Source organism: Puniceispirillum sp. (SeqCode) (assembly GCF_965657105.1).
In the GTDB taxonomy this organism is placed as follows: Bacteria; Pseudomonadota; Alphaproteobacteria; order Puniceispirillales; family Puniceispirillaceae; genus Puniceispirillum.
In genome coordinates, this window is sequence record NZ_CBFHNB010000009.1 from 1 (window position 1) to 24,373 (window position 24,373).

General features: G+C 52.0%; 23 protein-coding genes. 9 read left to right on the forward strand and 14 right to left on the reverse strand.

All coding sequences use genetic code 11. From position 1 onward, the window contains the following. From ACTF7Q_RS02345 to mutM, 4 genes are all read right to left on the reverse strand, one after another. The coding region (locus ACTF7Q_RS02345; protein ID WP_438996246.1) for a DnaA N-terminal domain-containing protein at window positions 1–350 on the reverse strand (350 nt) is incomplete at its 3' end. 571 nt (window positions 351–921) lie between these two features. Then, window positions 922–1,188: a 30S ribosomal protein S20 gene (rpsT, locus tag ACTF7Q_RS02350; protein ID WP_332923144.1), complete on the reverse strand. Its 267-nt coding sequence runs from the start codon at window positions 1,186–1,188 to the stop codon at window positions 922–924. 189 nt (window positions 1,189–1,377) lie between these two features. Next, window positions 1,378–1,800, reverse strand: coding sequence for a hypothetical protein (locus tag ACTF7Q_RS02355; protein WP_438996247.1), 423 nt, complete (start codon window positions 1,798–1,800; stop codon window positions 1,378–1,380). A gap of 144 nt (window positions 1,801–1,944) precedes the next feature. Continuing rightward, window positions 1,945–2,778, reverse strand: coding sequence for a bifunctional DNA-formamidopyrimidine glycosylase/DNA-(apurinic or apyrimidinic site) lyase (gene mutM / locus ACTF7Q_RS02360; protein ID WP_438996248.1), 834 nt, complete (start codon window positions 2,776–2,778; stop codon window positions 1,945–1,947). Between the two features lie 174 nt (window positions 2,779–2,952). Between mutM and ACTF7Q_RS02365 the strand changes: the two genes are divergently transcribed. From ACTF7Q_RS02365 to ACTF7Q_RS02385, 5 genes are all read left to right on the forward strand, one after another. Next, on the forward strand, window positions 2,953–3,735 hold the full coding sequence (locus tag ACTF7Q_RS02365) for a class I SAM-dependent methyltransferase (RefSeq protein ID WP_438996249.1): 783 nt from the start codon (window positions 2,953–2,955) through the stop codon (window positions 3,733–3,735). After that, the gene (locus tag ACTF7Q_RS02370; protein WP_438996250.1) at window positions 3,735–5,246 is read left to right on the forward strand and encodes an ABC1 kinase family protein; all 1,512 of its coding nucleotides are present in this window, start codon (window positions 3,735–3,737) and stop codon (window positions 5,244–5,246) included. Before ACTF7Q_RS02365 ends, ACTF7Q_RS02370 begins: the two co-directional genes overlap by 1 nt. A 324-nt stretch (window positions 5,247–5,570) precedes the next feature. Then, window positions 5,571–6,857 carry a bifunctional phosphopantothenoylcysteine decarboxylase/phosphopantothenate--cysteine ligase CoaBC gene (coaBC, locus tag ACTF7Q_RS02375; RefSeq protein ID WP_438996284.1) on the forward strand — a complete coding sequence of 429 codons (1,287 nt, stop codon included), beginning with the start codon at window positions 5,571–5,573 and terminating at the stop codon, window positions 6,855–6,857. Further along, entirely contained in the window at window positions 6,850–7,359 is a 510-nt protein-coding gene (gene dut, locus ACTF7Q_RS02380) for a dUTP diphosphatase (RefSeq protein ID WP_438996251.1), read from the forward strand. Before coaBC ends, dut begins: the two co-directional genes overlap by 8 nt. Window positions 7,360–7,409: 50 nt before the next feature. Continuing rightward, complete coding sequence (locus ACTF7Q_RS02385) at window positions 7,410–8,192, forward strand: HesA/MoeB/ThiF family protein (RefSeq protein ID WP_438996252.1); 783 nt, start codon at window positions 7,410–7,412, stop codon at window positions 8,190–8,192. Window positions 8,193–8,230: 38 nt separating this feature from the next. On the opposite strand, the gene ACTF7Q_RS02390 is transcribed toward ACTF7Q_RS02385, so the two are convergent. Then, on the reverse strand, window positions 8,231–9,217 hold the full coding sequence (locus tag ACTF7Q_RS02390; protein ID WP_438996253.1) for a 2-hydroxyacid dehydrogenase: 987 nt from the start codon (window positions 9,215–9,217) through the stop codon (window positions 8,231–8,233). A gap of 207 nt (window positions 9,218–9,424) precedes the next feature. Here ACTF7Q_RS02390 and ACTF7Q_RS02395 point away from each other — a divergent pair, with 207 nt between their 5' ends. Then, window positions 9,425–9,889, forward strand: a complete 465-nt coding sequence (locus tag ACTF7Q_RS02395; protein WP_438996254.1) for an SH3 domain-containing protein — start codon at window positions 9,425–9,427, stop codon at window positions 9,887–9,889. A gap of 32 nt (window positions 9,890–9,921) precedes the next feature. Here the strand turns inward: ACTF7Q_RS02395 and katG are convergent, their stop codons facing one another. Together katG and irrA are read right to left on the reverse strand one after the other, a co-directional pair. After that, a complete protein-coding gene (gene katG, locus ACTF7Q_RS02400; protein WP_438996255.1) occupies window positions 9,922–12,054 on the reverse strand; it encodes a catalase/peroxidase HPI in 2,133 nt (710 codons plus the stop codon). 267 nt (window positions 12,055–12,321) lie between these two features. After that, a complete protein-coding gene (irrA, locus tag ACTF7Q_RS02405) occupies window positions 12,322–12,816 on the reverse strand; it encodes an iron response transcriptional regulator IrrA (protein ID WP_438996256.1) in 495 nt (164 codons plus the stop codon). 188 nt (window positions 12,817–13,004) lie between these two features. Between irrA and fabA the strand changes: the two genes are divergently transcribed. From fabA to ACTF7Q_RS02420, 3 genes are read left to right on the forward strand one after another with little or no spacing between them, the layout of a single operon-like run. Beyond that, window positions 13,005–13,523 (forward strand): 3-hydroxyacyl-[acyl-carrier-protein] dehydratase FabA, encoded by a 519-nt coding sequence (fabA, locus tag ACTF7Q_RS02410; RefSeq protein WP_438996257.1) that lies wholly within the window; start codon window positions 13,005–13,007, stop codon window positions 13,521–13,523. A gap of 1 nt (window position 13,524) precedes the next feature. Then, window positions 13,525–14,757 carry a beta-ketoacyl-ACP synthase I gene (gene fabB, locus ACTF7Q_RS02415; protein WP_438996258.1) on the forward strand — a complete coding sequence of 411 codons (1,233 nt, stop codon included), beginning with the start codon at window positions 13,525–13,527 and terminating at the stop codon, window positions 14,755–14,757. A 1-nt stretch (window position 14,758) separates the two neighbouring features. Then, complete coding sequence (locus tag ACTF7Q_RS02420; RefSeq protein ID WP_438996259.1) at window positions 14,759–15,574, forward strand: enoyl-ACP reductase FabI; 816 nt, start codon at window positions 14,759–14,761, stop codon at window positions 15,572–15,574. Here ACTF7Q_RS02420 and galE read toward each other — a convergent pair whose 3' ends face one another. The 7 genes from galE to ACTF7Q_RS02455 form a co-directional block, all read right to left on the reverse strand. Beyond that, window positions 15,575–16,564 (reverse strand): UDP-glucose 4-epimerase GalE, encoded by a 990-nt coding sequence (gene galE, locus ACTF7Q_RS02425; RefSeq protein ID WP_438996285.1) that lies wholly within the window; start codon window positions 16,562–16,564, stop codon window positions 15,575–15,577. It lies immediately after the preceding gene. Window positions 16,565–16,773: 209 nt separating this feature from the next. Continuing rightward, window positions 16,774–18,906, reverse strand: coding sequence for a polyribonucleotide nucleotidyltransferase (pnp, locus tag ACTF7Q_RS02430; RefSeq protein ID WP_438996260.1), 2,133 nt, complete (start codon window positions 18,904–18,906; stop codon window positions 16,774–16,776). 405 nt (window positions 18,907–19,311) lie between these two features. Then, window positions 19,312–19,581 (reverse strand): 30S ribosomal protein S15, encoded by a 270-nt coding sequence (gene rpsO, locus ACTF7Q_RS02435; RefSeq protein ID WP_438996261.1) that lies wholly within the window; start codon window positions 19,579–19,581, stop codon window positions 19,312–19,314. Window positions 19,582–19,598: 17 nt separating this feature from the next. After that, window positions 19,599–20,537 (reverse strand): tRNA pseudouridine(55) synthase TruB, encoded by a 939-nt coding sequence (gene truB, locus ACTF7Q_RS02440; RefSeq protein ID WP_438996262.1) that lies wholly within the window; start codon window positions 20,535–20,537, stop codon window positions 19,599–19,601. A 2-nt stretch (window positions 20,538–20,539) separates the two neighbouring features. Continuing rightward, window positions 20,540–20,929: a 30S ribosome-binding factor RbfA gene (rbfA, locus tag ACTF7Q_RS02445; protein WP_438996263.1), complete on the reverse strand. Its 390-nt coding sequence runs from the start codon at window positions 20,927–20,929 to the stop codon at window positions 20,540–20,542. 147 nt (window positions 20,930–21,076) lie between these two features. Then, complete coding sequence (gene infB, locus ACTF7Q_RS02450) at window positions 21,077–23,692, reverse strand: translation initiation factor IF-2 (RefSeq protein ID WP_438996264.1); 2,616 nt, start codon at window positions 23,690–23,692, stop codon at window positions 21,077–21,079. Between the two features lie 84 nt (window positions 23,693–23,776). Continuing rightward, entirely contained in the window at window positions 23,777–24,361 is a 585-nt protein-coding gene (locus ACTF7Q_RS02455; RefSeq protein WP_438996265.1) for a DUF448 domain-containing protein, read from the reverse strand. Between the last annotated feature and the right edge of the window lie 12 nt (window positions 24,362–24,373).

Here is a 24,373-nt window from a genome sequence, read left to right on the forward strand (position 1 = left end):
TTTACCCCGGAAAATTCGGCTGCTGAAATAACCCGTAAGCGGTCGGCATATTGGCTGTTCACACGATCACGCGCCAGGCTCGAATCAGCTTCGATTGTCAGCATATTATTGTGCAAGGCGCCAACCCGCAGCGGCTTGATCCAGCTTCGCCATGCGGCGTCACCCAGATCAATGCGCATCCGCGCTGATACTTTTTCCCAGCAAGCTTCAAGATCGACCTGTGGAGTCATATCATCGACAAGCGGTGCAAAATCACCATTCTCAAAATTCGGATTCGATGCGACTTGTTCGGCGCCATATGCATTGAAGTCATGCGGAATTGAGGGATCATTTAGATTATCACCCGACATATATCACCCCCGTTTATTCTAGCCACACATGATTGTGGACAAACCGCGGACTGCTGGAAACACCACATTGAACCTGTATAAAGATAAATTATAACAGCAAACAGTCATTGAAATGCTCTAGGTTGAGCTCGATGAGATTAGCTAAATTTTGGGTATGATGGCAAGGTAGCCAAACCCCGAAATGGCAAAATAAAGTTGTGTTTTGTGCAGTTATTTTTGTTGACAGTCTTTCCCGTTGAAATGGGTCTGATGTGATAAAAATTTATAATTATCAGGCACCGAATCGCAAGAATCCTGTTTTGGGTCTGTCGACCTCATGCCGATTCCAAAATAAAAGCCCACCGCATGACGCTGTGGGCTTATCGTGAACCATTATGATTGGTTACATGTAATTTCAAGCTGGTAAATGCAAGCTAGTAATACAAACTGAAAAATATTGGCTGGCTGATCGGTCGTAGCTTTCACTAAAGCCCCGTTTATCAGCTATTCCCGTGCGATTCCCATAACCGCACATCTATCCTGCGCTACACCGTAAATCAGATGAACCCAGAAATTAGATAGACCTGAAAAACTAAGCGGCGAGGGCTTTAACGCGGGCGGCCAGACGCGAAATCTTGCGCGATGCTGTATTGCGATGAACAACACCACGGGTAACGCCACGCTGTATTTCTGGCTGGGCGACACGCAATGCTTCACGAGCAACCGTGGCATCACCAGATGCGATAGCTGTTTCTACTTTTTTGACGAACGTGCGGATACGGCTCATGCGGGCACCATTGATAAGTGCACGGTTGGCATTTCTGCGGATACGCTTTTTCGCTGACTTATGATTTGCCATTCAGAATGACCCTCAATTTCAAAAATTATGTTGCGGACAGTGCTATAGGCGACTTTTGCCCTCCACGTCAAGCAAATATGGCTGTTCTGTGGGACTTTAGATGCCTATGACTCACTTCGATGCAGGTTTTGCTGATCACCATCTCAAACATCGTATAAAATCTATGCCTGTCAGATCGCCCCTAGCGGGCTATCGCGGCTGCACCATCAAACGCCAGACGCTCCCGAAACTGGTATCAGCGCGGGTTAAGCTTAGCTTTTCACTTCCGCGATACCAGCCGTCATTCTGCCATACCCAGCCAAGCGCTTGTAACGCCGTGTCATAAAAGCCCTTTACCATCGCCATATCTGCATCACTGGTCGCAAAAATGCCGATTATCCGGCCATTTGGCGAATCAAAGCTGAACCCCAGATCAACGATAATCTCCAGCTCGTCCATAATCGGCACATCGCTGACCCATCTTGTCTCGGCTTGGGCGGGTGTTATGGCCACCACGATATAGGCGGCAAACGCCAGCAGAAACACTAAAGCGCCCGGAAATGACATAGCGCCCGGAAATGACATAGCGCCATGTCTGAAATCAAAGGTTTTCCCGAAATAAAGGTTTTTCATAAATATCCTGCTATCAGCCTGCTATCCGCCTGCTATCCAATTGTCTGATTAATTATCTTACGCGATCCGGTGGATTATGCCTAGTGCTGGCATGGTCTAACACTGGCATGGTCTAACACTGGTATGCTCTAGCGCTGGCATGCCCTAGCGTTGACATGACGGACAGTAGAAACTACTGCGCCCCGATTGCACAATTGTGCGAATCGGCGTTGTGCATGTCACACAGGGCAATCCATCACGCCCATATACCGAAAGCTTCTGCACAAAATAGCCAATCTCACCGCCAGGCTGGACATGATCGCGCAAGCTAGTCCCGCCTTCGGCAATCGCGGCGCGCAACACCGTCACGATAGCATGCGCCAGTTTATCGGCCCGACCAGCGGTAATCGATCCAGCCCGGCGACGTGGCGATATCCCCGATTTAAATAGCGCTTCACAGGCATAGATATTGCCGATTCCCGCAATCAACCGCTGATCAAGCAAGGCGTTCTTGACCGGGCTTTTCCGATTGGCAAATACGGTTTGGATATGCGTTGCCGAAAACGCGTTGCCTAGCGGTTCTGGCCCCATATCCTTGAGCAATTTATGCGTGGCCATATCTTCGGCGGCGAACAGATCAACCCAGCCAAAGCGGCGCGGATCATTCAACACAATATAGCGTTGCCCCCCATCATCTGCATCCACCGTCAGCATGATATGATCATGCTTGGCAAGTTCTGGTTCTGTGGCATGGATTCGGATAGAGCCGGACATGCCCAGATGTATCAACAGTACCTGCCCGTTATCAGTTGGCATCAGCACATATTTGCCGCGCCGCGTGGGCGCTGCAAAACGGCATCCAAGCAGCTGCTTGTCAAGCGCATCAGGCAAGGGCCAGCGCAAATCCTTGCGGCCAACATACACCGCCGTCACCTGCTGGCCAGTGACCACCGGTGCCAGCGCGCTTCGTACGGTTTCCACTTCGGGCAGTTCAGGCATATTGTATATTCCCATCTGGCTGTATCTGGCCGCATCTGGATATAATTGTTTCATTCATAACATGGCAACCATGCTATACATATTATATATATAGTGAGACAAACCACGCTTATAACCTAACCACCAGCTCATAATTCGGCCAGATTGAGACCAGCATCGTAAGAAAGACATAGCATGACAATTGATGAGTCCCACAATCCGAATCATTCAGAATCAGACGATGACCCTATCGATTTCGGTTTCCGTCAGGTAAACCGAGCAGAAAAGGCTGGACTGGTGCGCGGTGTTTTTGATTCGGTCGCTGACCGCTATGACGTTATGAATGATTTAATGAGTGGCGGTGTGCACCGGTTATGGAAAGCGGCGATGATCGACTGGATGGCACCACAACCACATCAAACCTTGATCGATCTGGCGGGCGGCACTGGTGATATTAGCCAGCGGTTCCTGCGCGCGGGCGGTGGTTTTGCCCATATCACCGATATCAATGAATCGATGCTTATGGCCGGCAAGAAACGGCGCGATCTAAAACCTTTGGCGCATCAGATCGACTGGTGTAATGCCAATGCCGAACAATTGCCCTTTGCCGATAACAGTGCCGAATTCGTGACCATTGCCTTTGGATTGCGCAATGTCACTGATCGCGCGGCGGCTTTGGCCGAAGCGCATCGTGTTCTCAAGGCAGGCGGGCGGTTTCTTTGTCTTGAATTTTCCCAGGTTGATAATGCGGTCTTGCAGCGACTTTATGACGCCTGGTCATTTTCTATTTTGCCAACGATGGGACAGATGGTGGCTGGTGATGCCGAAAGCTATCGTTATCTGGTCGAATCAATAAGACAGTTTCCGCGCAAGGAAGTCCTTGCCGATATGTTTGCCGATGCTGGTTTTGCCCAAATTCGGGTTCGAAGCATGACAGGTAATATCGCCTGTATTCACTCTGGCTGGAAGATGGATTAATGCAGATAGGTTTTCTGTCGATGTTGCGCGCGCTGTTTCGGCTTCCCCATATTGCCTGGCATCTTGGTCGGGCAGGCGTTTTGGGTCACATTGCCCGTATAACCTTATTACCAAGCTGGTTTCGGCGCATATGTAAACTACTGGATCGTTTGGTGCGTTCACAAAGCGCGACTCAAGATGCGGGCACAGCTCTTGCCGAAGCCCTGACCAGACTAGGGCCAGGCTTCATCAAATTTGGACAGGCATTATCGACCCGCGCTGATCTAATGGGGCCTGAGATGACCTATGCCCTGAGCCAGCTTCAGGATCGATTGCCACCTTTTGATGCCCACATTGCGATCGCGTCAGTCGAACGTGAAACCGGCCAGTCGCTTGATGATATTTTCACCAGCTTTGACAAGCACGCTGTGGCTGCCGCCTCGATTGCCCAGGTGCATAAAGCTGTATTGCGTGATGGCCGGACGGTCGCTGTTAAATTACTACGCCCTGATATCGAACGTCAGTTGCGCGCTGATACGGCACTGTTTTTCTCACTGGCCTTGATACTGCAATGGCTGGCACCTGGCCTTGAACGGCTCAAGCTGGTCACTGCCGTTGAACAATTTGTCGAGCTTTCGGATATGGAGCTTGATCTACGTCTGGAAGCGGCCGCCGCGGGACGGCTGGCTGATAATCTGGCAGGCGATGATGGCATTTACGTGCCGTGGGTTGATCTTGAACGCTCAACCCCGCGTATGTTGATTATTGAATGGATTGACGGTATCCGTATCGATGATATTCCGGCACTGGAAGCGGCTGGACATAATATCACCAAACTAACCGAATATGCCGCGACCAGTTTCTTCAATCAGGTTTTCCGCGATGGCTATTTCCACGCCGATATGCACCCAGGCAATATCTTTGTTGGCGCTGATGGACGGTTGGTGCCGATTGATTTCGGTATTATGGGGCATCTTGGTTTTACCGATCGTATGTTTCTGGCACGCTTGCTAAGCGCTATGCTTGACCGTGATTATGATCTTGTCGCGAAACTGCATTATGACGCAGGCATGTTGGATGAATCTATTTCATTGCATCATTTCTCGCAATCGATCCGCGCGGTTGCCGATCCGGTTATGGGTAAAGCGCTGGGCGAGGTATCCTTGGGCACCGTTCTGGGGCAGATATTGCAATTATCGACCCGCTTTGACATTTCGATCCAGCCACAATTCAACCTGTTGCAAAAAACCATGATGATGGCCGAAGGCGTTGCCCGACAGCTTAATCCTGATGCCGATATGTGGGCTTTGTCGCGCCCGCTGGCCGCCAACTGGATGCAGGATCAGGCCGGACTTGCCAAACGCGCCGAACAATTCCTCGAAGACGCTTTGCTGGTGGCTTCACGATTGCCTCGAATTCTACAGGATCTTGAACAACGACAGCATCAAACACCGGTGGTAAAAGCCCCACGCTGGCCAGGTATTGTGGCGGTGATCGCTTTGGTCTTAGCCATCGGCGCTGTATGGCATTAGGATTACAATTTCATATTTTTCACATCAAATAGGTAATATATCTATATAATATTCACAAATTCACAAATATGTGATATTTTGTGAAAATTAATAACCGTGTGAAGATATATAATGAATGTTGAACAGGTCATTGACCAGCTAGGCGGGCGTCATGCAATGCAGACATTGCTTGGTGTCGGGCCCAGCGCGATCAGCAATTATATCGCCCGCGGCTGTTTTCCTCGCCGTGTGCAGGCCATCATTGAGGCGGCCTTGCAAAACCCACCCGATCATTTCAGCTTGCATAATCATGGCACCACTACCGGATCATCGACTGTCATGCCTATGGCGCGCGGCAAGCGCATTGCGCTGATTATCGGTGGCGGTATTGCGGCTTATAAAGCGCTCGAACTCACCCGCCGCCTACAAGATCATGGCTGTCATGTCACCGGCATCATGACACGTTCGGCTCAGCAATTCATTACCCCTCTCAGCCTATCTGCCTTATCCGGCGAAAAAGTCTATACCGATCTGTTTTCGCTCACTGACGAAGCCGAGATGGGGCATATCCGCCTTGCTCGTGAAACCGATCTGGTGCTTGTTGTGCCAGCCACCGCCAATCTGATGGCGCGCGCGGCCAATGGCATTGCCGATGATCTGGCCACGACCATTCTGCTGGCAACAACAGCACCGGTGATGATGGCACCGGCCATGAATCCGGCAATGTGGTCACATCCGGCAACACGCGAAAATCTCGCCCGCCTAAAGCATCGCGGCGTCCGCTTCATTGGTCCCGATAGCGGAGATACCGCGTGCGGCGAAGAGGGTGAGGGGCGCCTATCATCCCCACAGGATATCGTCACGCATGTCCGATCACTTTTATATCCGGATCCGCAAATGCCAGATATAAGCCAGCTACCCCTCACCGGCAAACATGCGCTTGTGACATCGGGGCCCACCATCGAGCCAATTGATTCGGTGCGTTTCATCGCCAATCACTCATCAGGTAAGCAGGGGCATGCGATCGCCGCCGCGCTTGCGCGCCAAGGCGCAACTGTCACATTGGTCAGCGGGCCGGTGACTATCGATCCGCCGCCTGGGGTCAAGCTTGTTAGCGTTGACACCGCCCAGCAGATGTATGATGCCTGCATGGCCGCTTTGCCTGCCGATATTGCCGTTTGTGCCGCCGCTGTGGCTGACTGGCGGGCGCAATCACCAAAAGATCACAAGATGAAAAAACAGATAGCTGATAAAATGAGCCTCGATCTGGTCAAAAATCCCGACATTCTGGCTGCCCTTGGTCATCATCAACAGCGCCCCAATCTGCTTATCGGATTTGCCGCCGAAACCGAAAATCTTGAAGCTAACGCCCGGCAAAAGCGCGTGGCCAAAAATTGTGATTGGATTGTTGGCAATCTGGTGGCAACGTCAACTGGCACTGATCTATCCGATGATCTGGTTTTCGGGCATGACAAGAACACCATTATGCTGGTGCGTGATGGCACCAGTGAGGCGTGGCCACAAATGCCCAAGACCGACATTGCCGACAAACTGGTTGCCGCAATGATCACCACTCTGCACCAAACATCGGCGCTGACAGCATCTGTCACTAGGGAGCCTACCGATGCCTAACTTACCAACATCTGACCAGCCAACATCTGACCAGCCAACATCTGACCAGCCAACATCCAGCCTGCATGTTGATCTGTGCCGCCTGCCCCATGCCGCCAATATCCCGTTGCCTGCCTATGCCAGCGATGGCGCGGCGGGGCTTGATCTTTGCGCGGCGAATGATAGCGCTATTCAGCTTGATCCAGGTGACCGGGTGCTTGTGCCCACTGGGTTTGCCATCCAGCTTCCTAACCAATATGAAGCCCAAATCCGCCCCCGTTCCGGACTGGCTGCCAAATTTGGCGTTACCGTCGCCAACGCCCCCGGTACAATCGACAGTGACTATCGCGGTGAAATCAAAATCATTTTGATAAATCTAGGGGCGGATGCTTTTATCATTGAACGTGGGATGCGTATCGCCCAAATGGTGATCGCGCCGGTCATACAAAGTTTGATCCGCGAGGTGGATAGTCTTGATAGCACGACGCGGGATAAAGCTGGCTTTGGCTCCACTGGCACATAATAAACGGGTACATAATAAAATAGGCACATCCATGCTTCGGGGATATGATTATGCTGAATGACGACGATCTGCACCGCTATGCCCGTCAGGTCATCATGCCAGAGATTGACGAACAGGGGCAGCAGACGCTGGCCGCGGCAAAGGTGCTTGTCATTGGTGCTGGCGGCCTTGGGGCGCCGGTCATTCTCTATCTGGCCGCCGCCGGCATTGGCGGGCTTACGATCCTTGATGATGACAAGGTAGCCTTGACCGATCTCAACCGGCAGATCATTTATGCGATGCCTGATATCGGTGCTAGCAAAGCCCGTCAGGCCGCCGCCGCCGCCACAAATCTCAATCCGGTCATCACCCCAACCTATATAGATGCGCGCCTTAACCCCGATAATGCCGAAACCTTAATCAAGGCGCATGACATTATTGTCGATTGCTCGGATAATCCAGACACGCGCCAGCTTGTTGGCCGTACCTGTCATCATATGCAGCGTCCTTTGGTTTTTGGCGGGGCTATCCAGCTTGAAGGTCAGATATCGGTATTTCAAAGCGGCCTTGATGGCCATGCCGACTCGCCATGCTTCTGTTGTGTATTTCCGGCGATGCCCGATGCTAGGCAAGCGCCGCGCTGTTCACAAATTGGCATTCTGGGGCCTGTCACCGGTGTCATTGGGGCGATGCAAGCGCTTGAAACCATCAAGCTATGCCTTGGGCTTGGCACAAGTCTGACGGGTAAGCTGGTTTTGTTTGACGGCCGCGACATGCGGATGATGGAAATCGCCACCACCAAAAACCCACATTGCCCCTGCTGTGGAATCCAATCGCAGCAAAGCGCAGATTGATAAGATGATCACGCGCGCAATCTAAAAATCATCTGTCCCTAGAGCATCGCCTCGATCACGCGGTCTGGCGGCGAATGTCCATCCCAGAAGGTCTGCACATTGATGATGACCTTATCACCCATTTCAAGCCGACCCTCGATTGTCGCTGATCCGATATGCGGCAATAGCACAACATTTTTCAAGGCGCGCAGGGTTTCGGGGATATGCGGCTCATTCGCATATACATCAAGTCCAGCACCAGCGATATGATCAGCATCGAGCAATTCGGCCAGCGCTTGTTCATCAACCACTTCGCCACGCGACGCATTGACCAGATAGGCTGATGGCTGCATCCGGCTGAGGCGTTCACGCGATAACAGCATATGCGTGGCGGGTGTATGCGGGCAGTTCACCGAGACAATATCGACACGCGAGAGCATCTGATCAAGCGAGTCCCAATATGTCGCTTCCAATTCGGTTTCGGTTTCGGGATGCACGGGCTTGCGATTATGATAATGGATTGACAGGCCGAAACCACGGGCGCGGCGCGCGACCGCTTCGCCAATCCGACCCATGCCGATAATACCAAGGCGTTTGCCATTGATCCGGTGACCCAGCATGCCGGTAGGCGACCAGCCATGCCATTTGCCCGAACGCGCCAGCGCATCACCTTCGGCAATCCGGCGCGGCACTGCCAGTATCAATGCCATCACCATATCGGCGGTATCTTCGGTTAGCACGCCAGGCGTATTGGTAACCGTAATGCCACGTGATTTTGCCGCCGCCAGATCGATATGGTCAACACCGGTGCCAAAAGAGGCAATCAAGCGCAGCTGTTCACCAGCATAGGCAATCAAATCAGCATCGATCTTATCCGTCACCGTCGGCACCAGCACATCGGCAGTTTTTACCGCTTCGATCAACGCATCATGGCTCAACGCCACATCAGTGTCATTTAATGTTGTGTCAAATAATTCCCGCATACGGGTTTCAATCGAATCAGGCAACTTGCGGGTCAAAACAACTTTTGGTTTCTTTTGACTCATTTTAAACCCTCTGGCACACTATTACGTGATAGCGTGGTTGGTAACATTACTAAACTGGTCTAATATCTTTAGACGTCGCAACACAATCTTTGGCTATTAACATCATATATTAACCTAAACTAGCAGAACTATTGTTTCATGACAAAACTTCTTGTTCACCTCCCTATACTTTGTGTTCTCATGCTAGCGGGCATGCTGGGGCTAGCTATGCCTCTATCCACAGCCACAGCGCAAGAAGCCAAGCTCACCGTGCGCGGCAGTGGCCATCCGGTGCCACGCTTTGTGGCGATAAAATTTGAAAAGGCAAATTTGCGCGCCGGACCAGGCAGTGAGTATCCCGTTTTATGGCAATATCGCCGCCTTGGCCTGCCGGTTCTTGTCGATGCTGAATTTGGTGTATGGCGCAAAATTGTTGATCATGAAGGCACATCCGGATGGATGCGCGGGTCATTACTGGATCTGAAACGCAATGCCTTTGTCACCAAGGGTGTGATAAAAATACGCGCCGAGGGCAATCAAGAGGCACGCGTCATCGCTGTCGCCGAACGTGGCGCGCTTTTTGATCTTGAAACATGTCCGAAACAATGGTGCCGAGTTGCCCATGGCGATATCACCGGCTGGGTGCCCCGCGATACAATCTGGGGCATTATGGACGGCGAAGTCATCGACTAGGCCGTCCATAGTATAATGTCAGATCCCGCTATCTAGGCTAGATCAAAACGGTCGTTATTCATGACCTTTTCCCAGGCCGCGATAAAGTCAGCCACAAAGCTGTTATCAGCATCATCTGCGGCATAGACTTCGGCAAGCGCACGAAGCTGGGAATTAGATCCGAAGACCAGATCAACGCGGCTTGCTGTTCTTACCTTTTCGCCGCTAATGCGGTCTGTGGCTTCATAGCTATTGCTGCCGGTTGGCTTCCATTCTACACGCATATCAAGCAATGTTTTGAAAAAGTCATTGCTTAGCTTGCCTGGCGTTTTGGTAAACACGCCATGTCCATTGGCACTGATGCCAAGCGCGCGCATACCGCCGACAAGTACCGTCATTTCCGGCGCTGTCAGACCCAGCAGATGAGCTTTATCAAGCAGCATTTCTTCGGGGCTGAACGTGAAGTCTGTTTTCTGATAGTTACGGAATCCATCAGCATCCGGCTCAAGCACCGAAAATGACTCAATATCGGTTTGCTCTTGCGTGGCATCACCACGCCCTGGCTTAAAGCCAACCTTGGCACCCGATGCCTGCTCGATACCGACATTTCCAGCCAGCACAATCACATCGGCAATTGATGCCCCTGTATCGGCGGCAATAGCGGACAATACATCCAGCACACGCCCAAGCTGGTCTGGCTTATTGACCTCCCAGTCCTTTTGTGGGGCCAGACGAATGCGGGCACCATTGGCACCGCCGCGCATGTCAGTGCCGCGATAGGTCGAGGCACTGGCCCAGGCGGTTTCAACCATTTCCTGAACGCTCAGACCACTATCAGCGATCCGGGCTTTCACTGCCTCAACGTCATAGCTGCTATTGCCAGCGGGGACAGGATCCTGCCAGATCAGCTCTTCTTCAGGCACTTCCGGTCCCACATAGCGGGAACGCGGGCCCATGTCACGATGCAGCAATTTGAACCAAGCACGGGCAAAGGCATCGGCGAATTGATCCGGATTTTTATGGAACCGCTCAGAGATTTCGCGATAGCTAGGATCTTCACGCATCGCCATATCGGCTGTTGTCATCATAGTCGGTACACGCAATGCGGAATCTTCGGCATCAGGTGCCATATCTTCCTCTTTCTGATCGATCGCATGCCAGATATGCGCGCCAGCTGGGCTTTTTACCAACTTCCACTCATAGCCAAGCAACAGATCAAAATAGCCATTATCCCACTGTGTTGGATTCGCCGTCCAGGCACCTTCGATACCACTGGTGATGGTGTCACGACCTTTGCCTTTGCCATGCGCATTTTTCCAGCCAAAGCCCATCTCTTCGATCGGGGCACCTTCTGGTTCAACGCCAACAAGCGCAGCATCGCCAGCACCATGTGCTTTACCAAATGTATGACCACCAGCGGTCAAAGCGACGGTTTCTTCATCATTCATCGCCATGCGGCCAAATGTTTCGCGGATATCTCTGGCACTTGCCAATGGATCGGGATTGCCGTCAGGCCCTTCCGGATTCACATAGATAAGACCCATCTGCACAGCCGCTAGAGGGTTCGCCAGCTCGCGATCACCCGAATAACGTTCATTCGCCAGCCAGTCAGCTTCAAGACCCCAATAGATATCTTCTTCCGGTGCCCAGATATCAGGACGACCGCCACTATAACCAAAGGTCTTTCCACCCATCGATTCAATCGCAACGTTACCTGCCAGAATCAGAAGGTCGGCCCAGCTAAGCTGCTTGCCATATTTCTGTTTGATCGGCCAAAGAAGGCGGCGTGCTTTATCAAGGTTACCATTATCCGGCCAGCTATTAAGCGGCGCAAAACGCTGAGCGCCTGTACCGCCGCCGCCACGGCCATCACCAGTTCTATAGGTGCCCGCAGCATGCCATGTCATGCGGATAAAGAAGGGGCCATAATGTCCGTAATCGGCTGGCCACCAATCTTGTGAATCAGTCATCAGATCGTTCAGATCTTGTTTCAGCGCTTTATAATCAAGCTTCTTGAATTCAGCGGCATAGTCAAAATCCGCACCCATCGGATTGGATGCTGGCGAATGCTGATGCAGAATATTGAGATTGAGCGCGTTCGGCCACCAATCGCGGTTAGATGTGCCGCCCGCTGTTGCGTTTGATAGAGGTCCGTGCATTACCGGGCATTTGCTTTCGCCGTCCATTTGTCTCTCCGATAGGTTGGTATATGTACAAGTTGGTATATGTCAAAGTATCACGTGATAATCAGGCTAAAGAAACCATACATTTAATAAAGTACAGATTATTTCATATTATGTCTTTAGAACGATTATAAAGAAGATATGAGGCCAGACAGGTAAGGTCAAGCCTGTTTAGAACGAATATAAATAAACCTTACTTGAATTCTTCCGGGCTTGGATTGTTCTAGGCTTGGATGCGTTTGGCATCGGCACCACCTGCTCATGGCAAGTCTATTTGCTGGTGATGCTGATAACCACATCAACAGACGCAATTTTATGCCCGTCGGGCGCTTGCGGTAATTGCGCCAATATCACATCATCCGTCGCAATATCGGTCAACTGGTCATTATCAGCATCATAGAAATGATGATGATGATCAACATTCGTATCAAAAATACTATGCTCGTTATGCAGCGTAATGCGACGAAGCAACCCAGCCTCGGTGAATTGGTTCAGCGTATTATAGACCGTGCCGCCAGCAACATGCGTTCCGGCCTTGGCAATTTCGGCGGTCAGCTGTTCGGGGGACACATGCCGATGGCGACCATCAAGCAACAGGGCGGCGATCGCAATGCGCTGACGTGTTGGGCGTAGCCCCACGGCACGAAGACGCGTCGCCATATCCTGACCCTGATTACCCTTGGGATCACCCTTGGGATCATCATGGTGCTTATTAGCGTCTTTGCCTGCCAGACGCGCAAGTGCATTTGAATTTTTATCAACCATTTGAACTGAAAATGAACGCTCCTAAATATTTTGTCAATATTACCTTGGCTTTAAGGCTAATTTCGTGCTTTCTTAAGCCTGTTAATAAAGGCATAGCTAGGCTTGTTTTGGCCTATAAATAGGGTGGGTAAATAGTCCGGCGCGCAAAGTCACCAGCATCTCCGGCATTCTTATAAGAGGAAGTTAACATGTCACCAAGCAATCAGAATTCATTCACCTATGACGAGCTTATAAGCTGTGCAAAAGGCGAAATGTTTGGGCCTGGCAATCCGCAATTGCCGTTGCCGCCGATGCTGATGTGTGATCGGATTACACGCATTGATGCTGAAGGTGGCGATTTTGGCAAAGGCCAGATTGATGCTGAATTTGATATCAATCCCGATTTATGGTTTTTCCCATGCCATTTCGAAGGCGATCCGGTTATGCCTGGATGCCTTGGCATGGATGCCCTATGGCAGCTTGTTGGCTTTTTCCTCGGCTGGTCAGGTGGCCTTGGCCGTGGCCGTGCGCTTTCGGTTGGCGAAGTCAAATTTACCGGCCAGATTCTGCCCAGCAACAAGCTGGTAACTTTTCGCCTTGATATGAAACGTGTCATCATGCGCCGTCTTGTTATGGGCATCGCCGACGGCAAAGTATTATGTGATGGCGACGTTGTTTTTGAAGCCAATGACATCAGAGTTGGCTTATTCCAGCCAGAAGGAGCCTAATATGCGCCGCGTTGCGATCACCGGAATTGGCATTGTGTCATCGATTGGCAATAACGTTGCCGAAGTCACCGAATCCCTGCGGTCAGGCACATCAGGCATTGTCGCCGCCCCCGAATATACCGAGCTTGGCTTTCGCAGTCAGGTGCATGGCACCGTCAAAATGGATGTGGCCGAACATATTGACCGCAAACAGATGCGTTTTATGGGCGAGGGCGCGGCCTATGCTGTATTGGCGATGGAACAGGCGATTGCCGATTCCGGCCTTGGTGAAGATGATGTATCGAACCCGCGCACAGGTCTGATTGCGGGGTCTGGCGGGCCATCAACGGCCAATATGCTAACCGCCTTTGATACAACTCGTGAAAAAAGCCCCAAGCGCGTTGGCCCCTATATGGTGCCGCGCTGTATGTCATCGACCGTATCGGCCTGTATCGCGACCTTTTTCAAAATCAAGGGGTTGAACTATTCGATCACCTCGGCTTGTTCGACCTCGGCCCATTGTATCACTTCGGGCGCCGATGCGATCCGCAGCGGCAGTCAGGACATTGTCTTTGCTGGCGGCGGCGAAGAACTACATTGGACATTATCCGTATTATTTGACGCTATGGGCGCGATGTCCTCAAAATATAATGACGCACCGGAAAAAGCGTCGCGTGCCTATGATTCGGATCGTGACGGCTTTGTCATTGCGGGCGGTGGTGGCATGGTTGTGCTTGAAGATATGGATCGCGCGGTCGCACGTGGTGCCAAAATCTATGCCGAACTTGTTGGCTATGGTGCCAATTCGGATGGGCATGACATGGTCGCTCCATCAGGCGAAGGGGCGGTGCGCTGTATGCAGCTTGCGCTGGACGGATTCGATGGTAACAAACTTGATGACAAGGTTGACTATATCAATGCGCATGGCACCTCGACACCGGTTGGCGATGCCAAGGAGCTTGACGCGGTGCGCGAAGTGTTTGGTCCGCGTGGCTATCTGCCAGTGGTCACCTCGACAAAATCGCTGACTGGTCATTCGCTTGGCGCCACCGGCGTTCAAGAAGCAATCTATACGATGATCATGATGCAGAATGGCTTTATCGCCGCATCAGCCAATATCGATAATCCTGATCCGGCGATTGGGGATATTCCGGTACCGTCAACCCGCATGGATAATGTTGATATCAAGCTGGCCTTGTCGAATTCATTCGGCTTTGGCGGCACCAACGCGACCTTGGCTTTGCGGAAAGTCTGATATGAGTGATACAGCCGATACAGCTGCGATGGCACCGGGGTCACTTTTGGCTGGCAAGCGCGGCCTGATCATGGGCGTTGCCAATGAACGCTCGATTGCCTGGGGTATTGCCGCCGCCGCCGCCAATCAAGGCGCCGAGCTTGCTTTTTCCTATCAGATGGAGGGCTTTGGCAAACGCTTGCGTCCACTTGCTGAATCGATTGGTTCAGATCTGTTGCTGGAATGCGATGTCGCGCATGAAGGTGCGGTGGCGTCATGTTTTGAAAGCTTGTCAAAAACCTGGTCTTCGATTGATTTCGTTATCCATGCGCTGGCCTTTTCCGACAAGAATGAGCTCAAAGGCCGCTATATGGATACCAGCCGCCAGAACTTTGCCGATACGATGATGATATCGGCCTTTTCCTTTACCGAAGCGGCACAGGCCGCGCGTCACATGATGCCGGCTGGTGGATCGCTTGTCACCTTAAGCTATATCGGTGCCCAGCGCATCACCCCGAACTACAATGTGATGGGTGTTGCCAAAGCCGCGCTTGAAAGTTCGGTACGTTATCTGGCGGTTGATCTTGGCGGCCAGAATATCCGTGTCAACGGGCTGTCTGCTGGCCCCATGAAAACGCTGGCCGGAGCCGCGATCACCGGCGCACGTCATATCTATCGTCATTCTGAAGAAAACGCGCCGCTTGGCCGTAATCCTGACATCCATGAAGTTGGGCGGTCTGGCCTCTATCTGGTATCTGACTTATCATCCGGCGTTACGGGCGAGATACATTATGTCGATGGCGGCTTTAATCATGTAGGCGTGCCGCCCGAAGTCTGATCAGTCAGGACATTTACGCTCCCAATCGAGCGCGCTTTTTACAATCGCATCCAGATCATCATGTTTGGGCACCCAGCCAAGTGTGCGTTTCAGCAGGCTTGAATCCGCAACTAGATAGGGCGTGTCGCCAGCCCGCCTTGGGGCTTCGGTGACATTCAGATTCGACCCCGATACCCGTATCACCGACGCCAGCACATCACGCACCGAAGCACCCGTGCCATAACCGCAATTTGCGATCACTGGCGTGCCGCCATTCATAAGATGATCCAACGCCACCATATGCGCCCCGATCAGATCAGTGATATGGATATAATCGCGAATACAGGTGCCATCCGGCGTGTCGTAATCAGTGCCAAAAATCTGCATCGCATCGCGTTTGCCACATACCAACTCACCTGCAATCTTGATCAGATGTGTTGCTGGTTTTGACAATTGCCCAGACCGTCCTGCCGGATCAGCCCCCGCGACATTGAAATAGCGCAACACCACATAGGATAGATCATGCGCTTTGGCGGTATCGCGCAAGATCGTTTCTGACATTAATTTGGATGCTCCATAGGGGTTATCCGGCGCTAGATGCACCGACTCATCTATCGGCTTTAGATCCTGTTTGCCATAGACCGCAGCAGTAGACGAAAAAATGAAACGCGAGATCCCGGCCTTGACACAGGCCGCGATCAGATGCGCCGTATTCAGCGTGTTATTGATGTAATATTTCAACGGATCGACCACCGACTCTGGCACGACAATCGAGGCTGCAAAATGTGCAACTGCGTCAAAATCATGCGCCGCAAACAGGGCATCCGTCACTTTCCTATCGCCAACATCACCGCGCACCACCGTCGCGCCTACAGGCACCAGCCGTTCATGTCCGGTGGAAAAATTATCCAAAATGACCACGTCATGACCAGCATCAAGTAACGCCAGCACCATATGGCTGCCGATATAACCAGCCCCGCCCGTAACCAGAATCTTACGTTTTCTTGTCATCATCCGCCTATCCTGTGAACGTCTATCTTGTGATAACTGGCCAGACAAAAGCTGTTCAATCCCTACCTATATTATCCAGACTACCTATCCCAATACCAGACTACCTATCCCAATATAAGCCACCTTATATCACATCTCGTCCTAAGCCATAGAAAAAGGCGGGGATCGCCCCCCGCCTTTACGGTTAAATTTGTGCATGTCAGTTGGCTTTATTCAGCCGCATCACCTTCGGCATCAGCCGTGGCCGCTTCCAAATCAGCACCGGTCTCTTGATCGACACGCTTCATGGATAGCTTGACCTTGCCACGATCATCAAAACCGATGACCTTGACCTTGACAATATCACCATCTTTACAGATGTCGGTGGTCTTTTCGGTACGACCATTTTGCAGTTCAGAAATATGAACCAGACCGTCCTTGGCACCTAGGAAATTGACAAAGGCACCGAAATCAACTGTCTTTACAACCTTACCGTCATAGATCACGCCCAGCTCAGGCTCGGCAACGATATCACGAATCCGTGCCACAGCGGCTTCGCCTGAAGCCCCCGTAACCGCCGCCACCTTGACCGTACCATCATCTTCGATATCGATTTTGGCACCGGTAGTTTCACAGATTTCACGAATAATCTTGCCACCAGGGCCGATAATATCGCGAATCTTGTCAACCGGAATGTTCAGGGTGGTGATTTTCGGCGCACTGTCAGCCAACACTTCACGTGCCGAATTCAGCGCTTTTGACATTTCGTCAAGAATATGGATACGGCCATCACGGGCTTGATCCAATGCGATCTGCATAATCTCAGGCGTGATTGACGTGATTTTGATATCCATCTGCAAAGATGTGATACCGGCATCTGATCCTGCTACCTTAAAGTCCATATCACCAAGGTGATCTTCGTCACCCAGAATATCAGACAGCACGGCAAAATCGTCACCTTCCTTGATCAGACCCATCGCGATACCCGCAACCGGACGTGCCAATGGCACCCCAGCATCCATCAATGCCAGCGATCCACCACAGACAGTCGCCATTGATGACGAACCGTTTGACTCAGTGATCTCGGATACTAGACGCACGGTATAAGGAAACGCGTCCTTGGTTGGCAACAACGGACGGATCGCCCGCCATGCCAGCTTTCCATGGCCGATTTCACGACGTCCAGGTGATCCAACGCGACCAGCTTCACCAACCGAATATGGCGGGAAGTTATAATGCAGCATGAAATTTGAACGACCTTCGCCAACTAGCGAATCAATGATCTGCTCATCCTGACCGGTGCCAAGCGTGGCAACAACCATCGCCTGTGTTTCACCGCGGGTGAACAAGGCCGATCCATGCGCGCGTGGCAGAAACCCAGCTTCGGACACAATCGCCCGCACAGTTTTCGTATCACGGCCATCGATTCGTACACCGGTTTTCAAAATCGCACCGCGAACCACATCGGCTTCCAGCCCTTTAATCAGGCCACCAACCAGAACCGCGTCATATTCATCGCCAATTTTATCCTTGGCTTCGGTGCGGACAGCCCCAACAGCAGCTTGCCGCTCGGCTTTATCAGCTATTTTATAAGCTGCCTCAAATGCCCCTTCAAATTCTTTCAGAATATCACTGATGGTGCTGGTTTCAGCTGGCTCTTCAGGCAGATCACGTGGTTCTTTAGCACATGATTCGGCAAGATCGATGATCGCTTCAATCACCGGCTTGATCGCATCATGACCGAAATTCACCGCGCCAAGCATAATCTCTTCTGACAGTTCTTGTGCTTCAGATTCAACCATCAGCACGCCTTCAATCGTTCCAGCCATCACCAGATCAAGATCGCTTTCGTCCATCTGCTCAACTGTTGGGTTCAGCACATATTCGTCATTAATCCAGCCAATACGGGCACCAGCAATCGGGCCAAAGAACGGCACACCTGACAAGGTCAAAGCAGCCGAAGCGCCAATCATGGCGGCAATGTCCGGGTTGTTTTCCATATCATGCGCCAGCACCGTACAGATGACCTGTGTTTCGCATTTGAATGATTTTGGAAATAGTGGGCGGATAGGGCGATCAATCAGACGACACACAAGTGTTTCATTTTCTGATGGGCGACCTTCGCGTTTGAAAAAGCCGCCTGGGATTTTACCAGCGGCAAAGGCTTTTTCCTGATAATTAACAGTCAGCGGAAAGAAATCCTGGCCTGGCTTTGCTTGCTGTGCGGCAACTGCCGTACATAAAACTGTTGTTTCGCCAAGGGTAACCATAACGGCACCATCAGCTTGACGGGCGACTTTTCCGGATTCCAATACCAGTGGCGTGCCGCCCCAATCCAATTCTTTACGGAATATTTTAAACATTTAGATATATCTCTCTCGTACGTTCGTAATCAGACACCACGGCTTAATCTGTTCAAGCGAAGACCCGTTAGGCCAAAGCCAGCCAGAAACACCACCCAGAAAAAGGTCAGTCAGAAAAGGGGAATGTGGGGATTTAAGTATCTGCCATGCACCAAATGTGACGACCCCACCACCATGGCAAAAAGCCAACATGGTAAAAGGCCAACATGGTAAAAGGCACCCACGGTCTTATCTTGTGCCTGATTTATGTTTTTCCTTTTTCGTAGGCACCTTTTGACATGTCATAAGCCAAAAAGCAAATAGAATTACAAAGACAAACCGCCATCCAGACGGGATAGCGGTTTCACTTCGTTCGGTCTATGCGCGCCAATTAGATCAGCGTCATAGTCGTATGTCATTAAGCTACTAGCGGCGCAGGCCTAGTTTTTCGATCAGCGCCTTATAAGCCGCCATATCACCTGCTTTGATATAATCAAGCAAGCTACGACGCTGGCCAACCATCGACAACAGACCACGGCGTGAACCAAAGTCCTTTTTATGCGTCTTGAGATGCTCGGTCAGGTTGCGGATGCGCTCGGACAAAATCGCGACCTGCACAGCAGATGATCCAGAATCTTTATCATTTTTGCCGAATTCGTTAATAAGTTCAGCTTTGCGTTCATTCGTAATCGACATCAAAACCTCCTATGGTTTTATAGGTTTAAAACACGGACAGGGCATACAGCCCCTGCTTTGATCGCCACCAGCGCCACCGGTATATCGCCATGCATGGCAATGCCGGTTTGCCCCCCAGCTAGGCCAGCGAACCGCAATTGTGCGGACTGACTCAACGCGCCAAGGGTTTGGCCATGACGAAGCAAGGATGCCTCATCCCCCGAAATGGGTAACGCCGGGATGTCGTCCAGCGCACTCACAACAGGATGTAAATGCTCGAAAGCGGGCGCACTATGCTCTAGATTTTCCAGAAAATCTAGTGAAATCGCCTTATCAGCATGAAAGCTGCCCACCGACATGCGGCGCAGGCTAGTAACATGCGCCGCACTGCCCACCGCACGGCCAATATCGCGTGCCATCGACCGGATATAGGCACCTTTGCCACAGGCCACAAAAAACCGCGCATAGCTTTCATCATGCGATAGTAACTGGCATGTTTCGATAAAAATCGGGCGAGGGGCCAGCTTCACCGCAGGCGCGTCATCATCGGCATCGGCCTTGCGTGCCAGTTTATAAGCCCGTTGCCCATCAACCTTGATCGCCGAATAAGCTGGCGGCACCTGTTCGATATGGCCGGTAAATTGCCCTAGCACGGCATTGACTTCAGCCTCGCTTGGGCGTTTTTCGGATCGTTGTGTGACACTGCCTTCACTATCATCGGTGCTGGTTTCAACACCCCATGCCAGTGTGAACTCATAAGACTTGTGACTGCCCATGGCGAATGCCACCGTCTTTGTGGCTTCCCCCAGCGCGATCGGCAGCACCCCACTTGCCAACGGATCAAGCGTGCCGCCATGTCCGGCTTTGGCAGCATTAAACACACGCCGCACAATCGCCACCGCCTTGGCCGAGCTGACCCCCACAGGCTTGTCCAGATTTACCCAGCCATGCACCGGCTGGCCATTTTTGCGCGGCATCCTTATTTATCCTGATGCAGGGCGTTAAACAGAACATTCATCCGCGCCGCATTTTCAAAACTTTCATCAAGCAGAAATTTTAACCGCGGCGCACGGCGCAAATGCACACGTTGCGCCACCATACTTTGAATTTTAGGCGCTAGCCGGTTCAATGCAGGCAGAACAACTTCGACATTCACCCCGCCAAGCGGCATCGTATAGACACGCGCATTGCTCAGATCGGGGCTAATCGAAATTTCAGAAATGGTGATCGACACATTTTCCAGATCGGGATCAAAGAAATCTTCCCGAAACAGAATATCCGACAGCGCATGTCGCAAGGTTTCCCCAACACGTAACTGGCGCTGGCTTGGCCCCTTTGCGTTTTGGCTGTTGCGTGGCTTTGATGACATAACAACTTCCTTTCACACAGCACCATCTATCGATTTGGCTACCATCATTGACCCGTTGGCTTGGTAATCCTGATTCCGAAATACCGGCCAAACATGTAGCCAGAAGGGCCCAAAGACGAGCCCAAAGGCCGATGATATATAACAAGACTAGTCGAGAGTTCGGGCTATCTCACGGATTTCGAAACATTCGATCATGTCTTTTTCCTGTATGTCCGAATAATTTTCAAAGCCCATACCACATTCAAACCCTTCACGGACTTCTTTGACCTCGTCCTTAAAGCGTTTCAATGTCTTTAACGCACCCTCATGGATCACGACATTATCGCGCAGCAAACGTACCTTACAGCCACGTTTGATGACGCCTTCGGTCACCATACAACCAGCCACCTTGCCGACTTTTGACACGCCAAATACCTGCCTGATTTCAGCATAGCCGATAAAGTCCTCTTGGGTATCCGGGCTCAGCAAGCCGCCCATCGCCGCTTTCACTTCATCGATTAGTTCATAAATGATCGAATGATAGCGGATTTCAACACCATCGCGCTTGGCCAGATCACGTGCTTGCGGAATCGCCCGCACATTAAAGCCAATCACAATCGCATTTGATGCCGCGGCAAGGCTGATATCCGACTCGCTTAGCGCGCCAACGCCTGATGACAGCATCCGTACCTTGACTTGTTCAGTGCCCAGCTTTTCAAGCGCAACACGTATCGCTTCCAGTGATCCATGCACGTCGGTCTTGATGACGACAGGCAATTCTTCGGCTTCACCGGCAGCAATCGCCGACAGCATCTGTTCGACCGAACCACGCGCACCGCGGGCGGCATCATGATCCTTATTGCGGCGTGTCCGATATTCAGCAATTTCACGTGCCCGCGCTTCGGTTTCGACAACAACACAATTATCGCCCGCCCTCGGCGTGCCATTCAAACCCAGAATTTCAACAGGCTGGCCAGGCCCCGCCTCGTTCAGCTTTTGTCCACGATCATCAAGCAAGGCACGAACCCGGCCGCTTTCCGCACCAATGACAAAAATATCGCCCTGTCGCAACGTACCACGTTGCACCAGCAAGGTGGCAACCGAACCACGGCCACGTTCGACTTTCGACTCGATCACGACACCATCGGCATTACGATCCGGATTGGCGCGTAATTCCAGAAGCTCGGATTGCAGCATGATCGCTTCTTCAAGCTTATCAAGGCCAAGTCCGGTATGTGCCGAAACATCAACACACAGCACATCACCACCAAAATCTTCGGTTACGATTTCCTGCTGCAATAGGTCATTACGCACACGTTGCGGATCAGCTTCCGGCTTGTCACATTTATTGACCGCGACAATAACTGGGCATCCGGCCGCCTTGGCATGGTTAATCGCTTCGACTGTCTGTGTCATAACCGAGTCATCGGCGGCTACAACCAGCACGACAATATCGGTAATATTCGCCCCACGCGAGCGCATTTCGGTAAAGGCTTCGTGGCCAGGCGTATCTATAAAGGTAATCACATTCTTGTTCGCTGTGGTGATTTGATAGGCACCGATATGCTGAGTAATGCCGCCTGATTCCCCAGCCGCTACATCGGTACGGCGGATCGCATCAAGCAAACTGGTTTTACCATGATCCACATGACCCATAACCGTCACCACAGGGGGACGGGGCTTTAGGTTGTCTTCGGCATCGTCATCACCTGTAAGGCCAATTTCAATATCCGATTCCGATACACGTTGCACTTTATGTCCAAATTCACCCACAACCAGTTCGGCTGTTTCACCGTCGATTGTCTGCGTTGCGGTGGCCATAATGCCCAGCTTCATCAATTCCTTCACCACATCAGCCGTTCGTTCGGCCATACGATTGGCCAGCTCGCTGACACTGATCGTATCTGGAATGATCACATCCCTGACCTGTTTGACCTGGGGCTGTTCTTCGCGCATCCGCGCTTTTTCGCGTTGTCGTTTGACCGACGCTAGCGAACGCTGACGACGGCTTTCATCACCAGAAAGCGCCTGATTTATTGTCATCTTGCCTGATTGACGGCGGTTATTCGTATCTCGGCGCGAAGCCCCCGGACGGCGAGGTGCCATTTCATCGGCGGCCTTGCGGCGGCGTTGCTGGGCTTCACCAATCGGATCTGGCATTTGCGGCAAGGAGGGAGACGGAGACGGACTGCGCTCTGGCACCTCTTGGCGACGGGCTTGCGTATCGGCGTGTTTTTTGGCTTCAAAAGATCGGCGCTCTTCTTCACCAGCCTCGATTTCGCGAAGTTCAGCCAATTCGGCAGCACGGCGCGCTTCAACCGGGTCAAGCGGCACTTCTGGATCGGGGGCAGGGGCGGCAGCAATTTCGGCTTCGGCAACGAGTGCTTCATCTGGCGCATTATTTTCGACGCCGACTGACGCGGCATCATCTCCCTCTGCGGACGGGGTTGGCTTCTTCATCCCTTCCTGCAGGGCGCGCACACGAGCGGCGCGTTCTTGTGCGGTTAGCTTATCATCGGCTGCCGCTGGAGTTGCAGGCGTTGCCACCGGTGCTTCACTCAACGCTGGTGTTTCGGGCGTTGCTGATGGGGTCACGGCCTCGGCGCTAGGCTGGCCAGTGCGCGATGGCGCGGCAGGTGCGCGTTTACGGCGCACTTCAACCTGAACCGTTTTGCGTCCAGTCACTGAGGGGCCTGTCCGCATTTTGCCCGCATCCAAGTTACCCAGTGTTAACTTGCCGCTGGACAAACTCAGTTTCTTTGTTTTGCCACTCTCGTCGCTCATTTCTGACCCTTTCACCGAATCTATGTCTATACCAATGAGGCAAGCCACAATTCGCAAACATGGCTAGGTGATACACCTGTCAGGCTAGTTCTGACAACCCGTAGCACCATAAAACCCGTCTAAACGCATGATCTCGTCATGCAAATTATCAATCAATGCTGCCCCGCCACGCGCGGCTGCACCCCGAAGCCCAACATAGGCAATACTGTCTCGTCCGAAAATTTGGCCTAGTTCCTCGGCAGTCAATGTCTGACTGACCCAGCTGACGCCAAGCTTATTTTCAAGCTTTTTACATTCGCGTTCAGACGCATCCTGAGCTGCCAAAAGCGCATCAAAAGAGCCATCTACAAGCAATTTTCCTGCGCCGGCAAAGGCAATGCCAGATCGCCGCGCCATCGCTAGCAATGACAATATGCGACTGCGCAACATCGACATGATATGACTCATGACGTCGACATCATCGGCCAGACCCACGCCAAGCGCACGCTTGAAATGGCCTTTACTATCAGCTTTCAAAATGCTGGCCGCATCGGCCATAACCCACGCCCCTCGACCAGGCAAGCGTTCGGCAAGATCGGCAACAGCGACCCCATCCGGACTCGCAACAAAGCGAATCAGACTGTTGGTGGGAAGTGTTTGTCCCGTTGCGATGCAGGTGCGCGTAACCATGAGGCCAGTCCC

Coding starts and splice junctions, on each gene's coding strand:
- rpsT (WP_332923144.1), bottom strand. CDS start 1,188: ATGGCAAATCATAAGTCAGCGAAAAAGCGTATCCGCAGAAATGCCAAC.
- ACTF7Q_RS02355 (WP_438996247.1), bottom strand. CDS start 1,800: ATGAAAAACCTTTATTTCGGGAAAACCTTTGATTTCAGACATGGCGCT.
- mutM (WP_438996248.1), bottom strand. CDS start 2,778: ATGCCTGAACTGCCCGAAGTGGAAACCGTACGAAGCGCGCTGGCACCG.
- ACTF7Q_RS02365 (WP_438996249.1), top strand. CDS start 2,953: ATGACAATTGATGAGTCCCACAATCCGAATCATTCAGAATCAGACGAT.
- ACTF7Q_RS02370 (WP_438996250.1), top strand. CDS start 3,735: ATGCAGATAGGTTTTCTGTCGATGTTGCGCGCGCTGTTTCGGCTTCCC.
- coaBC (WP_438996284.1), top strand. CDS start 5,571: ATGGCGCGCGGCAAGCGCATTGCGCTGATTATCGGTGGCGGTATTGCG.
- dut (WP_438996251.1), top strand. CDS start 6,850: ATGCCTAACTTACCAACATCTGACCAGCCAACATCTGACCAGCCAACA.
- ACTF7Q_RS02385 (WP_438996252.1), top strand. CDS start 7,410: ATGCTGAATGACGACGATCTGCACCGCTATGCCCGTCAGGTCATCATG.
- ACTF7Q_RS02390 (WP_438996253.1), bottom strand. CDS start 9,217: ATGAGTCAAAAGAAACCAAAAGTTGTTTTGACCCGCAAGTTGCCTGAT.
- ACTF7Q_RS02395 (WP_438996254.1), top strand. CDS start 9,425: ATGCCTCTATCCACAGCCACAGCGCAAGAAGCCAAGCTCACCGTGCGC.
- katG (WP_438996255.1), bottom strand. CDS start 12,054: ATGGACGGCGAAAGCAAATGCCCGGTAATGCACGGACCTCTATCAAAC.
- irrA (WP_438996256.1), bottom strand. CDS start 12,816: ATGGTTGATAAAAATTCAAATGCACTTGCGCGTCTGGCAGGCAAAGAC.
- fabA (WP_438996257.1), top strand. CDS start 13,005: ATGTCACCAAGCAATCAGAATTCATTCACCTATGACGAGCTTATAAGC.
- fabB (WP_438996258.1), top strand. CDS start 13,525: ATGCGCCGCGTTGCGATCACCGGAATTGGCATTGTGTCATCGATTGGC.
- ACTF7Q_RS02420 (WP_438996259.1), top strand. CDS start 14,759: ATGAGTGATACAGCCGATACAGCTGCGATGGCACCGGGGTCACTTTTG.
- galE (WP_438996285.1), bottom strand. CDS start 16,564: ATGACAAGAAAACGTAAGATTCTGGTTACGGGCGGGGCTGGTTATATC.
- pnp (WP_438996260.1), bottom strand. CDS start 18,906: ATGTTTAAAATATTCCGTAAAGAATTGGATTGGGGCGGCACGCCACTG.
- rpsO (WP_438996261.1), bottom strand. CDS start 19,581: ATGTCGATTACGAATGAACGCAAAGCTGAACTTATTAACGAATTCGGC.
- truB (WP_438996262.1), bottom strand. CDS start 20,537: ATGCCGCGCAAAAATGGCCAGCCGGTGCATGGCTGGGTAAATCTGGAC.
- rbfA (WP_438996263.1), bottom strand. CDS start 20,929: ATGTCATCAAAGCCACGCAACAGCCAAAACGCAAAGGGGCCAAGCCAG.
- infB (WP_438996264.1), bottom strand. CDS start 23,692: ATGAGCGACGAGAGTGGCAAAACAAAGAAACTGAGTTTGTCCAGCGGC.
- ACTF7Q_RS02455 (WP_438996265.1), bottom strand. CDS start 24,361: ATGGTTACGCGCACCTGCATCGCAACGGGACAAACACTTCCCACCAAC.